Origin of the sequence: Acaryochloris sp. CCMEE 5410 (genome assembly GCF_000238775.2) — a bacterium.
In the GTDB taxonomy this organism is placed as follows: Bacteria; Cyanobacteriota; Cyanobacteriia; order Thermosynechococcales; family Thermosynechococcaceae; genus Acaryochloris.
The window spans coordinates 2,833,230-2,847,869 of the sequence record NZ_AFEJ02000001.1 but is presented as its reverse complement, the minus strand read 5'-3'; the positions used below and the strand labels follow the sequence as shown (position 1 = coordinate 2,847,869).

13 protein-coding genes are annotated in these 14,640 nt (G+C 47.5%); 8 read left to right on the top strand and 5 right to left on the bottom strand.

What is annotated here, in order from left to right; all coding sequences use genetic code 11:
• Positions 1-6: 6 nt before the first annotated feature.
• From ON05_RS13065 to ON05_RS13055, 3 genes are all read right to left on the bottom strand, one after another.
• The gene (locus ON05_RS13065; protein ID WP_010467814.1) at positions 7-897 is read right to left on the bottom strand and encodes a hypothetical protein; all 891 of its coding nucleotides are present in this window, start codon (positions 895-897) and stop codon (positions 7-9) included.
• A 194-nt stretch (positions 898-1,091) separates the two neighbouring features.
• Entirely contained in the window at positions 1,092-1,697 is a 606-nt protein-coding gene (locus tag ON05_RS13060) for a GerMN domain-containing protein (protein WP_010467816.1), read from the bottom strand.
• Positions 1,698-2,015: 318 nt separating this feature from the next.
• Entirely contained in the window at positions 2,016-3,818 is a 1,803-nt protein-coding gene (locus tag ON05_RS13055; RefSeq protein WP_010467818.1) for a proline--tRNA ligase, read from the bottom strand.
• Positions 3,819-3,944: 126 nt separating this feature from the next.
• On the opposite strand from ON05_RS13055, the gene ON05_RS13050 reads away from it, so the two are divergent.
• Complete coding sequence (locus ON05_RS13050; RefSeq protein WP_010467820.1) at positions 3,945-4,703, top strand: HEAT repeat domain-containing protein; 759 nt, start codon at positions 3,945-3,947, stop codon at positions 4,701-4,703.
• Here the strand turns inward: ON05_RS13050 and ON05_RS13045 are convergent.
• Positions 4,680-6,188: a pentapeptide repeat-containing protein gene (locus ON05_RS13045; RefSeq protein WP_139025567.1), complete on the bottom strand. Its 1,509-nt coding sequence runs from the start codon at positions 6,186-6,188 to the stop codon at positions 4,680-4,682. The two genes, ON05_RS13050 and ON05_RS13045, sit on opposite strands and share 24 nt — an antisense overlap.
• Before the next feature lie 431 nt (positions 6,189-6,619).
• Between ON05_RS13045 and ON05_RS13040 the strand changes: the two genes are divergently transcribed.
• The 7 genes from ON05_RS13040 (at position 6,620) to lptC (ending at position 13,180) form a co-directional block, all read left to right on the top strand.
• On the top strand, positions 6,620-7,408 hold the full coding sequence (locus ON05_RS13040) for an ABC transporter ATP-binding protein (protein WP_010467823.1): 789 nt from the start codon (positions 6,620-6,622) through the stop codon (positions 7,406-7,408).
• Between the two features lie 51 nt (positions 7,409-7,459).
• On the top strand, positions 7,460-8,659 hold the full coding sequence (locus ON05_RS13035) for an MlaD family protein (RefSeq protein WP_010467825.1): 1,200 nt from the start codon (positions 7,460-7,462) through the stop codon (positions 8,657-8,659).
• A 74-nt stretch (positions 8,660-8,733) separates the two neighbouring features.
• Positions 8,734-8,934: a hypothetical protein gene (locus ON05_RS13030; RefSeq protein WP_010467827.1), complete on the top strand. Its 201-nt coding sequence runs from the start codon at positions 8,734-8,736 to the stop codon at positions 8,932-8,934.
• A gap of 155 nt (positions 8,935-9,089) precedes the next feature.
• Positions 9,090-9,548 (top strand): anti-sigma regulatory factor, encoded by a 459-nt coding sequence (locus ON05_RS13025; RefSeq protein ID WP_010467829.1) that lies wholly within the window; start codon positions 9,090-9,092, stop codon positions 9,546-9,548.
• Between the two features lie 153 nt (positions 9,549-9,701).
• On the top strand, positions 9,702-11,300 hold the full coding sequence (gene metG / locus ON05_RS13020; protein WP_010467831.1) for a methionine--tRNA ligase: 1,599 nt from the start codon (positions 9,702-9,704) through the stop codon (positions 11,298-11,300).
• A 104-nt stretch (positions 11,301-11,404) separates the two neighbouring features.
• Positions 11,405-12,037 carry an NYN domain-containing protein gene (locus ON05_RS13015; RefSeq protein WP_010467833.1) on the top strand — a complete coding sequence of 211 codons (633 nt, stop codon included), beginning with the start codon at positions 11,405-11,407 and terminating at the stop codon, positions 12,035-12,037.
• 21 nt (positions 12,038-12,058) lie between these two features.
• Positions 12,059-13,180, top strand: coding sequence for an LPS export ABC transporter periplasmic protein LptC (lptC, locus tag ON05_RS13010; RefSeq protein ID WP_010467835.1), 1,122 nt, complete (start codon positions 12,059-12,061; stop codon positions 13,178-13,180).
• A gap of 10 nt (positions 13,181-13,190) precedes the next feature.
• Here lptC and ON05_RS13005 read toward each other — a convergent pair whose 3' ends face one another.
• A complete protein-coding gene (locus ON05_RS13005; protein ID WP_010467837.1) occupies positions 13,191-14,468 on the bottom strand; it encodes a D-alanyl-D-alanine carboxypeptidase in 1,278 nt (425 codons plus the stop codon).
• Positions 14,469-14,640 lie beyond the last annotated feature (172 nt).

The following is a 14,640-nucleotide window of genomic DNA, read 5'->3' as shown; positions in this document are numbered from 1 at the left end:
GGAAGGTTATTCTACCGTCTGACTGGCGGGCATAATCGATGATGGAGTTGATTGATGAAGCAAGGTATTTTGCTGCAACTGCCAAATGGTTACTCCCCCAACCAAAATGGTGCTAATTAAAGTTCCGATTAATGCTCTATTTTGGGTTTTCAGGCGGCGAATCTGCTGTGTTCTCTGCTCCATTGGAGTTGGTAGAGATGTGGCTTTGACCATTGCTGGCAAAGGAGTTGCCAACGTTGGATTATCTATTCGTCGGACATCAGGGTGACTGGCTGAACGCAGAGTAGCCCCTAAAGAAGGCTCTTGTTCCTGTCTCATTTTTGGTCCTTCAGACAAAGGCTTGATGGTGTCTCTTACTTCTTCAGTAGACTCTAATGATGAAGATAGTGGCGTTGGTTGAGTCTCTGGGGTGTCAGTTGCATCAATCGTTAGATTTGATTGTCCATCCCCTACCCTGTCCAACGAGGGTGAACTAGCAACATCGGCTAGATAGCCATCCGCTTGTGCCTGGGCTTCAGCGACTTCTACGGCTTTAATGATATCGGGTTGGGCTTCTACTTCTGCTTTAGGGGAAGGCGATAGTTTAGGCGGAGGAAAAGCAACTTTTCGCTGTAGCCAGTTCACAATCAACTCAGGACAATTTTTCTTGAACCAGTAGTAGCCATAGCGTTTAGCGATGGGCTTCGACATCCCCGCCAGGGTTTTAGCCAATTGGTTGATGGAGTCGTTTTGAACCTTTTTATTAATGAAGTTAACGGCCCCTACGTCGTAAAGGCATTCAATCATCAGCTTGATCGTGGTTTCTTCATTTTCAGTTAAATGTTGCAGCAGGACTAATACATCCTGCATGCGCTGCTCCTCCCGCTTTTTTTCTGCGGGGCTTTTAGACACCGTCATAGACTTGATTCTGGAATGGAGAATGGGGATATCGTTATTATGATTGGCACAAGAGTGATCCGTAAACTGACCTCAAGATAGAGAAGGCAGCTGACTCCAGATCAAGTTATTTAGACCCCAAACCAAGAGCCTATCTTTATTAGGATTCCCAGAAGCCCCAGAAACTCACGGATATCCTCTAAAAGCCCTTTTGTTTATAGGGAAAAGTTATCATCAAATTCCTTGCGGGTCATCGGTTGTGAAACGATGAGCCCATCCCCGGATAAAACCTCTAAGGGCTCTCCATCAATGGAAATCCAAATGGCTGCCTTGGGATTCAAACTGCTGGCAGTGTAAACAACTTGGCCGAGACGAGCTTGCATCGATTTGGTCCCGCCACCAGTTGTGAACTCCCTCGATAAATCAATGCGAATCCCATCCTCTTGCAATTTCAGGCTATTCAGTTGAGTCTTTTCAGGAATTGCATTTGTCTTATCAGCATTAGCAGGTCCTTCCAGTAACCGTTTGAAAGCAACGACCAATTGTTCCTCAGACGTGGCATTCTCCAAGTTATCTAGAGGCAGTTTGGTGGGTTCCAGCACCAGCTGCTCTTGATCTTTATAGGCAACCCAATAAACTGCAAGCTCAGGGTTCGCAACGGGCGGTTCAGGATCTGTTTGGCCGGGTTGAGGAGAAGCCACAGGTGAGGGACTCGTTTCTGTGGATGTCTGTTGGGGCTGACAGCCAAATCCTCCCAATACTAAGGCAACGCCAACCAAACCTCCCCAAAACCGCCTACTTTGGTACCGTAGTTGTGCCATTTTTGGACTTTATCCTCTATGAATACATCTATCTAGCTAGATCAGGAGAACAGGGGGCCATCCAGTCTAGCCTAACTCAAGGAATCCAATCTGGGTTTGTGGGTGGACACTCTAGGGGAATGACACCGTGGTGTACTCCATAACTCACGTCATGCAATTGGAGAAACGGGTTGAGTAGCGCTTGAGTTTATATAACAGCAAATGTCAGCACTATTTCAGCACTATATGTCCCAGAATTAGCCTCTTTATAGACGAATTTACAGAGGCTTAAGTTCCAAAAGTTAAGACTTATAATAGGAGTTGATCAGGACAGAATCCCTACGTAGAAATGGCTTTCGCTAAATATTCTTTAAGAGTGGGTAAAACCTGATCTAACGCAATTTGATGAGCGTCGTGGGTGGCTCGTTCTACCATCTCAACGTTGCCTTCCTTCAAGGATCGTCCCGTCACAATTCGATAGGGAATTCCAATTAAGTCAGCGTCTTTGAATTTCACCCCCGCTCGTTCTGTCCGATCGTCTAGTAAGGTTTCTATGCCTGCAGCATTGAGCTCGCTGTAGAGTTTTTCAGCGGCCTCCACCTGGTCGCTATCTTTCCCATTGGGAATAATAATGATGGCGTGATACGGTGCGATCGCAACGGGCCAGACAATCCCATCTTTGTCATAGGATTGTTCCACAGCAGCTTGGGCCAGACGAGAGACCCCAACGCCATAGCAGCCCATCACTAATGGCTGTTCTTTACCCGCTTCATTCGTATAGGTCGCCCCTAAGGCCTGGGAGTACTTTGTCCCTAATTGGAAGATATGACCAATTTCGATGCCACGAGCAGTTTGTAGGGTTTGTTTAGGGTCGTGTACCGCTCGATCTCCCACCAGAGCTGTGCGAACATCCACCACATGTTTGGGTAAGGGAATATCTGTCTTCCAGTTGACCCCGACTTGATGAACGCCAACCTCGTTCGCCCCCGTCACAAAATCCTTGAGATCCACAGCCGTTTGATCAACTAAGCGAACAAACTTGCCATGCACCTGTTTGGACTTTTGAATATAGCTATCTGCTAAATTAGGGGCAATATACCCCAGTGGTAGAGGCTGACTCGCCCATTTGGTTTCACCTTCTGCCACATTCAATGCGATCAAGGCTTTGCCTTTCACCACCTCGCCTAACTTGACCAACTCATTCTGCAACTTCACCTCATTGACTGCCTGATCACCTCGGAGGCTCACTAAGGCCAAGATTGTCTGACCATTGTCATAAACTGCTTCGTAAAGCACTGTTTTGACGACCTGAGTTGGCGAGCATTGCAAGCAATCACAGAGCTTGGCAATCGTATCTACCTTAGGCGTTTCTTTCGTCTCTAGGGTCTTAAAGGAGGAAGGTTGAGCCTCTGCTGGTAGGGACACTGCTTTTTCTACATTGGCCGCATATTTACCATCTTCGGTGTAGAGAACTTCATCTTCCCCAGCTTCGGCTAATACCATAAACTCCTGGGACCCAGAGCCGCCAATAGCTCCTGAATCAGCATCAACTGCGCGATACGCTAAGCCAGATCGTCGAAGAATATTGCAGTAAGCGTCATGCATTTTGCTATAAATAGCCTGAAGGTCGGCTTCATCAGCGGAGAAGGAATAGGCATCTTTCATAATAAATTCCCGTCCCCGCATCAGGCCAAACCGGGGGCGAATCTCATCACGGAATTTGGTTTGAATTTGATAAAGGTTCAAAGGAAGCTGACGGTAGGACCGAATCATATCCCTGGCGACCGCAGTAATCACCTCTTCGTGGGTCGGCCCTAATCCCAACTCCCGGTCCTGGCGATCCTGGAGGGCAAACATAATCCCTTCTGCTTGCGTATAGGTGTCCCATCGGCCTGATTCTTGCCATAACTCAGCGGGCTGGATTTGGGGCAGCAAACATTCTTGAGCCCCAGCTGCGTCCATTTCCTCCCGGACAATCTGAGACACCTTTTGCAACACGCGCCACATCAACGGTAAATAAGCATAAATCCCACTGCCTATGCGGCGAATATACCCAGCCCGCAAGAGTAATTTATGGCTGGGGATTTCTGCTTCCGCTGGGTCTTCTCGCAGCGTCACAAACAGCATTTGAGATAGCCGCATGGTGTCCTCTTAAGCTTCAGTTTTGCCTTATCAGTCTAGACGATTAGACTATGACTTTAACCTGGTCTTGTTATCAATCCCAGTTTTGCCAAAATCAGAGGTATTCAGTGTTGTACAGTTACAGTTATGTATAACGAAGAAGATCTTAGCCTCCTAGATGACGAGGACAATCTAGAAAGTCCGTTGGATCACATGGCTGCCGTCGATGATCCGGCGGCAGAAGCAGCAAAGCCCGATGTCGAGGAGATGCTGCAATTTTTAGCATCGACTGACGTGACCCAACGCATGATCGCAGCGAGAGCGTTTTGTGAGCTCCAAGATCCTAGAGCCATTCCGTATTTGATTCAATTACTCTCTGACGCCTGTCCCTTAGTGCGGGTAAGTGCAGCTTATGCTTTAGGGCGTAACCCTAGCAATACGGCTGTTCTGCCCCTAATCCATCAATTTCATCAAGATTGGAATGGATACGTTCGTAAAGGTGTTGTTTGGGCTTTAGGCAATTGCCGAGATCAGCGCGTCCTTGAACCCTTAGTGGATGCGCTGGAGAATGATATATCAGCCGTCCGCCTCTGGGCTGCCAGTTCCCTAGGACAACTCTCCGAAATTGATGCTGATGTCGCTGCTGCTGCCATCCCTGCGGTACTCCATGCCCTGCAAACAGAATCCATGGCACCCGTGCGGAGTAACTGCGCTTGGTCTTTAGGGCAATTAAGCAAAGTACTTGCAAGGGGAGATCTCTATGGCCAAGCGATTGCAGCCATGATCAAGGCCCTCAGTGATGAAGATCTCGGTGTTCAAGAGGATGCCAAGAGTTCCCTACTCAAGCTTGGAGATCCAACAGGACTTCAGGCTATAGAAGAATTAGAGAGTATGGGGTTGTTGTAAGGTATCTGCCATCTCCCCCTGCAGTAAAGAATTAGTGACCGCGAGCTCGGGGAATGTCTGGCCGTCGTGGATGTTGGTCCCATTGCATGATACCGCGAGGTCATGGTTGTTAATCACGGCTCCATTAGGGGTAATCGCCTCCATCATCAGTGTGAGGAAATCAAATAAGCGATTAATAGACTCGTGATGACCGTATTGTTGAGGATCAATACTGGGTAAAGGCTTTGCTAAGGGTTGACCATCCTCAGGTTCTAGCATCATGTAGGTTTCTTCATAGACTCGCCAAAGATCGAGCTGCAGTCGTTCCTTGTCAACGCTGGTCGCGATAGCCAATCTCAGCAAAACAGTGCCATCTGGATTGTGTTCTAACCGCTGGATTTTGACGGGTTGGCAGTCAGGTTGGGTTTGCAACCACTGGAGACTGTACGTTAGCGCGGCCCAATGGACATCCTTAGGTAGTCCCAAATTAAGGGTGGCTTGAGCTTCAGCAAAAAAGGTTTTTACGTCTCCGGGCTCAAAATAGCCTTGCTTGGGGATGCGTTCCTGCTGATTGTTGCGTTGATAGGCATAGTCACAGACAACATCTACTAAAGTGGTGGTGGCATTAGGGCTGATATCTTCTATGCAAGCCCCTGTCAGGGTAGCCGCGGCAAAATTAGTGCCAAACAGCCGACAGCGAGTGAAGTTGACGTCCCGGAGATTCGCTTCCTTGAGCACCGCTTGCTGCAGATCGGCATCACTCAGATCGACGCCTGTTAAATTAGCGGAGGACAAGTCTACTTCACAACCATCCACTCGACTAAAGTTTGCTTTTACGCATTGTCCGTTCTTGAAATTTGTATTGCGTAAATCAGCGCCTCTAAAATTTGCCTCAATCGCAATGCTTTTACCTAAATTGGCATCTCGTAAAAGGGCTGAGCTTAAGTTAGAGAAACTCAAGTCTGTTTTGCTCAAATTAGCGCCTTTTAAATTAGCCCCCTTTAAGCTAGCTTCACTCATGAAAGCCCGACTTAAATTGCTCTGTTGCAATTGGGTGGAGTCTAACTTTGCCTGGGTCAAATTGGCCTTAATCCCGTTGGCTTCTGATAAGTCTGCTTTACTCAGATTGACTTGCCTTAAATCGGCATAGGGGAAGATAACCTGAACCATACAGGCTTCAATCAAAATGGCTTGGTAGAGGTTTGCTTCAATCAGTGTGGCACCCTGTAACCGGGCAAAACTTAAATCTGCTTTTGTTAAATCGGCCCGACTAAAATTAACGCGACTGAGATTGGCCTCGCTTAAGAAGGCATTACTGAGATCACTACCGGCTAAAAAAGCACCGCTTAAATTGGCCAAGCTGAGATTGGCCCGACTCAAATTAGCATTGATTAAATTAATGTCTTGTAAATCCTGTTCACTCAGGTCTATACCACTTAAGTCTGGTTTGACCCTAGGATTTTGTTTACGCCACTGATTCCAATGATTAACACCACGTTTAATCATACGGACATGGTTAGTATTGGCCATAGCGGGGGATAAGCAAATAAATAGTCATCAATATCTTTAACCTCTGTCTTTTGATCCTGTGGATTGACTAGTTGTCATCCCCCGGTTAACCACAGTCTTCAAAATAGTTGTATCTCAATACTAGCCGTCTTTTTAGAACCTCTAAATTAAGTCTAGCTAGTATCTATATGTAATATAGATCACAAGTCTATTTTGCCCTATTTTTATATTTTTCATTCATGTTTAAGGTGTAGAGGCTTGAATTCAGCGCTTATCGCCTGGTCCATAGGGCAAACGTTGTCATCATTCCCCTATCAATCACTTTTCATCTCTCTTTAAGCTTCTCCCTAGGCTAGGGTAAGGAAGTTAGATTACAGTAGTGATAGCTTCGAGACGCGGTTTCTTTGGGCATCTCTCAGATCGTTTTTATGGCCGAGCCCTTAATTGAACTCAAAGGAATTTCTAAAGCCTTTGGTAAACATGTGGTGTTGGATGGGGCTGACCTCACGATTTATCCAGGGGATGCACTCGCGATTTTAGGTCCTTCCGGGACGGGGAAATCAACGATACTCCGAATTATTGCGGGTTTACTGGCACCGGATAAAGGAGAGGTTTATATCAATGGCAAACGCCGTTGTGGGTCTTTAGATAATTTCGATAACCCTATTCGCATGAGTATGGTGTTTCAACAGGCAGCGTTATTTGACTCCCTGACGGTTGAAGAGAATGTCGGATTTTTCCTGTACCAGAATTCTGCTTTGCCGAGGCAGCGAATTCGAGATTTAGTGAACGAGAAATTGGAAGTGGTGGGTCTGCCAGGAATTGGCCACCTTTTTCCGGCAGAACTGTCTGGGGGGATGCGGAAACGGGTGAGCTTTGCCAGAGCCATTTTGGATAATCCCGATGATGACTTAGATGATCCTAAAATTTTGCTCTACGATGAGCCCACGGCAGGGCTTGATCCCATTGCCTCCACGATGATTGAAGATTTGATCTTAGAACTGCAACGCTCTTCTGGCTGTGAGACCTATGCTATTGTTACCCACCAAAACAGTACGATTCGTCGTAATGGCAAACGCTTGGTCTTGCTCTATCAAGGTCAAGTGCAATGGCAAGGCATTTGGGATGAAATCGAAACGTCTGATAATCCCTATCTACAGCAATTTATGAGTGGAAGTGTGCAAGGCCCCATGGATTTGGTGGGAGATTACTTGTAGCGCAAGAGAATGCCGAGTAATAGTTAGCTAAGGTCACCGGTGAGGGGCAGTATGAGAACGCGAGCGGTACGAGAAGGGACAGTGGGATTGCTAGTCATCTTTGGCCTAGGACTCGTAACGAGTTTAATTTTTTGGGTGCGTGGTTTTAATTTTGGGGGTAGAGCGTACACCTTACAAGTTGAGTTAGCAGACGCTTTGGGGTTAAGTATCGGTAGTCCGGCTAAGTTCAGAGGGGTAAAGGTCGGTCATATTACGCAAATGCGGCCTCAGGCCAATCGAGTAGTGGTGGAAGTAGAAATTACGTCGAGTACCGTATTGATTCCTCGGCAGACCAAAGTTGAAACGAGCCAGTCAGGATTTGTGGGGCAGGCTGCATTAGAGTTTCGACCGACTGAGGTTGAGTTCAGCGATGCCTCTGTAGAAGATTTAAGCCCATTTGAGCCAGACTGTGACCCCCGTATGATCCTCTGTCAAGGGGATCGCCTGGAGGGCGACTCGGGCAACAATTTGGAAGAACTCATTCGCGCCACGATGCAGATTGCGACGCAGTTAGGAGGCACAGACTTAAAGGCTACTCTCAATAACTTATCTCAGGCTTCCAAGGATATTAGCCAACTCAGCAAAGATACAAAGGTTGCCTTAAAAGATGTGTCCCGTGCTGCCCGCAGTGTAACCCAACTCAGTTTGGATACCCGTAAACAACTACGACAGTTTGGTGTTGCTGCTGAATCAGTGACAGCAGCAGCGCAACAGTTCGATCAATTAGGCGGTGAAGTGAATACCCTGGTGAAGGGAAATAAAGGCACTTTAGTGACTTCTCTCCAGAATTTGCAAGAGACGAGCCAAGAACTGAAGGTCGTGGTGACTCGTTTGAGTCCTTTGCTCAGCCGGGTTGAACAAGGCAAGCTATTGGATAACCTAGAAACCTTAGCGGCGAATGGTGCTCAGGCCTCTGAAACTCTCAAGCTCTTGACGACAGATGTGAATAACCCAGCCACGGTATCAGAGCTGCGCCAGACTTTAAAATCAGCTCGAGAGACATTGGATAATGCTAGCCAAATTACGTCGGATCTCAAAGACATTACCGGTAATGAGGAGGTCAGGCAAAATTTAATTCGTTTAATTAACGGCCTCGGTAAGCTACTATCTTCTAGCCAGGATTTGGAACAACAAATGCAAGGGGTTCAAAAGGCACCACTCACGTCTGCTTTTTCTCAATCGGAGGCTCCATCGACTCCCTCTCAAAATTGACTAATTTCTGACCGTCTGGGAATGTTACGGTGAAGGAGACCTCTCTTCCTCTCAGATGCAGGAACCGTATTGCTATGTCTTTTGATCGCTCACAGTGGACTGCCGTGATTACCGGTGCGATCGCACTGCTTTTGGGAGTTGGATATCTGGTATTGGTCCAGCTACTAGACGCTCGGGGGGAGATGCTACCAGCCCCGATGAGTACCCTTCAGTTGAGCTGGAATGCCTGTTCTCACTGGATTTTCAGTAGGGGAAGTCGGGTTTGGATATTGTAAATCCCAAGGCTGTTAGCTATATTAGTAATAGGTAAGATATCCCTAAATTATTAATTGATAGCCTTTTAACTTCATTAATCCAACTTTTCTATCTGATCCGTGCAGTGACGCACCCCCCATCAAACCATCTAGAACACAGCTATGGGATTAATTGAGTGATTGCTTCTTCGCTTCCGCCCAGTGCCCACCGATGGCAGCAAGTCAGTTTTGCATCAACCCTGTATCTTTGTCCAATCTTAGACTGCCTCCTTGCAGATATACCGATAGAGGAAGAGGCAGAACTCAGGTTAGGCTTGCAAGAAGCACTAGTTAACGCAGCGAAGCATGGAAATAAGTTGGATCCTTACAAGACCATCTTTGTGCATTTTTCGATCAGTCATTCCCAGGGCTGGTGGATTATTTCGGATCAAGGCGCAGGGTTTACGCCTCCAGATCAGTGCAAAACGCCGCCCCCTCCACAAAAGATTCCTGATGAAGGCTGTGAATGTGGTCGAGGGTTATATATTCTCCATCAGATTTTTGATCAAGTGTATTGGAACGGTGATGGTACGGAGCTGAGATTGTTCAAATCCATCAAATCTGAGGTTGATAAACAGCTCGCTTGGCAAAATTGAGCCATTCTTTCGATACTGGGTGGTTGGATAGGGCGATGGCTTGATGAGGATGGGATTGTACCTATTAAAACATCATGATTAGGTATAAACGCCGTTCATTAATAGCTCATGTATGATGGAGGTCGGCAACCACAATGCTTCTATTTTTAGCCTATGACTTCCAGCCAAACCCGACGTTTTGCGCTGACCACACCGCTCTATTACGTTAACGATTTACCCCATATTGGCAGTGCCTACACCACGATGGCTGCAGATGCGATCGCACGGTTCCATCGCTTACAAGGGGATGAAGTATTGCTGATCACAGGCACGGATGAGCATGGTCAAAAAATTCAGCGGACGGCCGAACAGCGGGGTAAAGCACCACAAGATCATTGTGACGAAATCGTTGCTGGATACAAAGATTTATGGCAACGCCTCAATATTCAATACGATCGCTTTAGTCGGACCACGAGCCCTCGCCATAGTCAGATCGTTACCGAATTTTTTCAGCGAGTGTGGGATAAAGGTGACATTTATCAAGGACATCAGCAGGGCTGGTATTGTGTCGGTTGCGAAGAATTTAAAGAAGAACGCGACCTTATAGAAGACAACCACTGTCCCATCCACAAGCGGCCAGTGGAATGGCGAGATGAGCAAAATTACTTTTTCCGGCTGTCAAAGTATCAAGACGATCTACTTCAGTTATTTGCAGATCAGCCTGACTTTATCCAACCCACCAGCCGCCGGAATGAAGTCCTCAGTTTTGTCGAACGGGGATTACAAGACTTTTCCATTTCACGGGTGAACTTAGATTGGGGTTTTCCCGTACCGGCAGACGATCAGCATACGTTATATGTCTGGTTCGATGCCCTCCTCGGATATGTGACAGCGCTGCTAGATGAAGATGCAGAACCGACTTTAGAAAATGCCCTCAGCCAGTGGTGGCCCATCAATCTCCACTTAATTGGCAAAGATATTCTGCGGTTTCACGCGGTGTATTGGCCAGCAATGTTGATGTCGGCGGATCTGCCTTTGCCTCATCGAGTCTTTGGTCATGGTTTCTTGACCAAAGACGGGCAAAAAATGGGGAAAAGCCTGGGGAATACCCTCGATCCCATCGAATTGGTCGATCGCTATGGCACGGATGCAGTTCGATACTACTTTTTAAAAGCATTAGAGTTCGGCCGAGATGGTGACTTCAGTGAAACTCGCTTCATTGATGTGGTCAATGCGGATCTGGCCAATAGCCTAGGCAATTTACTGAATCGCACTCTAAAAATGGCCGTCAAATATTGTCATGGCCAGGTTCCCGATATTGATATTCAAGGGGTTCCTGAAGATCATCCGTTGGTGCAACTGGGTCGAACAGCGGGCGATCAAGTCGCAAAAGCTTACCAAAACTTAAATTTTAGTCAAGCTTGTAATATTTCTTTGGAGCTTGTCAAAGCTGGAAACCAGTTCATAGACGAGCAAGCACCCTGGTCGCTCTATAAAAAAGGAGAACAGGACTTAGTCAATGAGATCCTTTACACCGTTTTAGAATCGGTTAGACTGTCAGCATATCTGCTCACTCCGGTTATTCCTAACCTCAGTACACAGATATATCACCAGCTAGGGTTCAAGCTTGATTTGAATGTTAATCATGATGGGGATGAGACAACTTTACATTCTATTCATAGCAACTGGGGAGGGTTGCCCGCTAGCCAAATCTTAGGCACACCTCAACCCGTCTTCCAAAAATTAGAGCCTTTACAAGCTGCAGCACCCTAGCACTTTGCCGTCTTCGCTTGAGGATTGTCTCAGGGTTACTGCGCTGGTTTAGTCAATATATTTTAAAACCTGACATCATTTAAACATCCGAGGCTTTAATTTCCATGATTATCAATCCAGATATGGACCAAGACTCTGTGTTTTCAGCAGAGCAAGTACTTGAAAACCGTGGGCGTATCGCTATTTTCATAGATGGGTCTAATCTTTTTTATGCCGCTCTGCAGTTGGGCATTGAGATTGACTACACCAAATTGTTATGCCGTCTGACCTGTGGTTCGCGTTTATTGCGGTCCTTCTTTTATACCGGTGTTGATCCGACGAATGAAAAACAGCAGGGTTTTTTGCTGTGGATGCGCCGCAATGGTTACCGCGTCATTACAAAAGAGTTAGTCCAGCTGCCGGATGGTTCTAAAAAAGCCAATTTGGACGTTGAAATTGCCGTCGATATGATGTCGTTGGTAGGCTGTTACGATACAGCGATCTTAGTCAGTGGAGATGGCGACCTGGCTTATGCCGTAGATGCTGTTAGCTACCGTGGGATTCGTGTAGAAGTTGTTAGCTTACGCTCCATGACTAGCGACAGTTTGATCAACGTTGCCGATCGCTACATTGATCTTGAAGGCATTAAAGGCGATATTCAAAAAGCCTCCCGCTCCGGTTACACCTATCGCCCTTTATCAGGGATTACGATCGCGGAGCCAGAGGCTGAGGATATTGTTGATCCTGCCTTTGACTAATGTTCATGCGTTCTGGGTGTTTTGACGAGACCCGTTGCTGCCAGAGATGGAATTGATATTTCTCTGATTGGCCTGCTCAGTCTCATTGTGTTCAGCTGTGCGCCTGTCAGACCTGGGCGTCCTGTTCCTAAGCAACCTCAAACCTCCCTGCACCAGGCTATCTTCAAGCGCACTGACCCGACTGGGCAGCTTTTGTGGCAGATACAGGCTGAAAAAGCCGAGGCGATTGACGATGTCGTTCAGCTCCAGCAGATTCAAGGAACTTTCTATCACCAGCAAGAACCGATCTATTCCCTGCAAGCCCCCTATGGTCAGGTTCATCAACAGTCAAACTTTATTCAGCTTCAAGGACCACTTCTCGTTAAGGATGTACGAGATCGCACCACTCTGCGAAGTCAGCGTCTACAGTGGCATCCTAAGACGGGCCAGCTGATTGCTCAACAGCAGGTTCTCCTGCAGCATCCCCATTTTGAAATCAAAGGGCAGCGATTTCAGACGTCTACCCAGACCCAGCAGTCCCGGTTATCAGGCACGGTCACAGTCAAATGGCTCGATCGAGATCTACAGATGCAGGCTCAGGAAATTAGCTGGTTCCCGAGGAAAGAAACCCTGGCGGCTCACAGTGTGATCCCTGCCAGGGTGACGGTGCGACCCAGTGCAAATCAGCCCCTCACTGCAAACCGTTGGCCGCACGTCCAATCTCAACGAGTGGAGTTGCGCTTGCCGTCTCAACAGCTTGTTTTTGATGAGGCCGTAGAGATGCGCATTGCCGATTCTAAAATGCACATTAAGAGTCCCCGCGTGCTGGTGAGCCTGACAGAAGATCAGTGGCATAGTCCCCAGGGTATACATATTCAATATCAAGGCATTTCTGTCTGGGCGAAACAGGGCTGGTTGGAACCGTCTCGAACCTTGCATTTACAACATCAGGTTCAGGTGAAAGGACTGCCTCAGAAGGCTCAGCTGCGGGCCCAGATGCTGACCTGGGATATGGCAACCCAAAAGGTCCAGGCTCGAGGGCAACTCATTTATCAACAGCTGCAACCTTGGATACGAATGACCGGCACGAAGGCTACGGGTAATCTACTCCAGAAAACTCTAGAAGTTGAAGGGGGAGAAGCGGTAGTGGAAATCGTTCCCTAGCGTTTATGTGCTAGCGACCAGCAACTTGGTTTCGTTTGGGATCACCTACGGTAGGCATGGGACGGCTGGGGCGCAGGTCATTGATGTTTTTGGCATCTGTCCCTAAGCGTTGGGTGAGCTGTTGGAGGATACGGTCTTGGTCTTTCCGAAAACCGTCAATATTCTCGCCGCGATTGATAATCGTAAACCATACCGGTCCTAATTTCTGAGTCGGAATGACCCCAGCGAGGGCACTGACATTCCATAGAGTTCCAGTTTTCACAATTGCTGCAGTGGGAAGCTGACGATCTTCAATGGTGCCCAGGTCCCGTTTGGCCACTGGAAAGACATCGGCAAGGGTGAGCTGATGGGGCTTTAGCTCCTGTTGAATACCGAGGAGTAACGCCACTACAGCGCGGGGAGAGAGACGATTATCCTGTCCTAACCCTGAACCGTTCTGTAAGCGAATCTCCTTCGTAGATACACCAGTGGCGGCTGTGACCTGAGCTACTAGCGTGGGGCCATTACCGATACCTGAGGCCAGGGATTCGGCTAAAGCATTATTACTATTGACGTTCATCTGTTTGAGCAAGGCAAAAATGGGGAGAGACTGATGCCGCAAGAGCAGTTGGGATTGTGGGGGGACAGACCGCCATTGTACCGATCCAGAAATAGCTATCTGGGTGGCTAGTTGAGTCGTTGTCGGTGGCGTGTAGCGACTCTCTTCCGTCGTCTGATAGATTTGCCCATTTAATCCTTGGCGCAAACGCTCTCCCGCTTGTTTAGGTTCGGTGAGGAAATCCATCCAGAAGTTGCCAGAAATAATTAAGTTGCCGGAGACGGTTTGAATCCCCAGCTGTTTGAGGCTATATCCCAGACTAGTGGCTTCAGGACCTACAAATAGAGGATCTCCACCCCCTACAATCACTAAATCTCCCTGCAACACGCCATCCACAACGGGCCCTGTGGATCTAACTTCGGTCAGGAAGGTATGGTGAGGTCCCCAGGTTTTTAAAACGGCTAAGGTGGTCGCCACTTTGGTTAAAGACGCAGCAGGAAGGGGCTTCTGAGCATTATGGTTGACCAAGAGCTGATCTTGGGTTTGTAACCAAAATCCCTGGGCAGTAGGAGCAAATCCTTGGGATGAGAACTGATTTAATGAATCCTGCCAAATCTCTGCAACTTTCACGTCAGGGGTATTGATATGGAGTAGATTGAATGGAGTTAACGGAGGCACTGTTTGATTCGCCAACACCCCGACTGTGTTTAACCACAATGGGATTAGACCTGTACTAAACAGTTGCAACATGGTTTCTCTCACCATAAGTATCAAGGAGCAGTAGTTGTATTGTGCGTAAATATTGAATTTTTGTGAAAGTGAGTCTGGAGCGGATAGATTGTTCAGTTTCACAAATGGATGTCCAAGAGGCTGATTTGGGGCATGGGAGCGTCGTGGATGGTTTAGACGTCAAATCCTGATG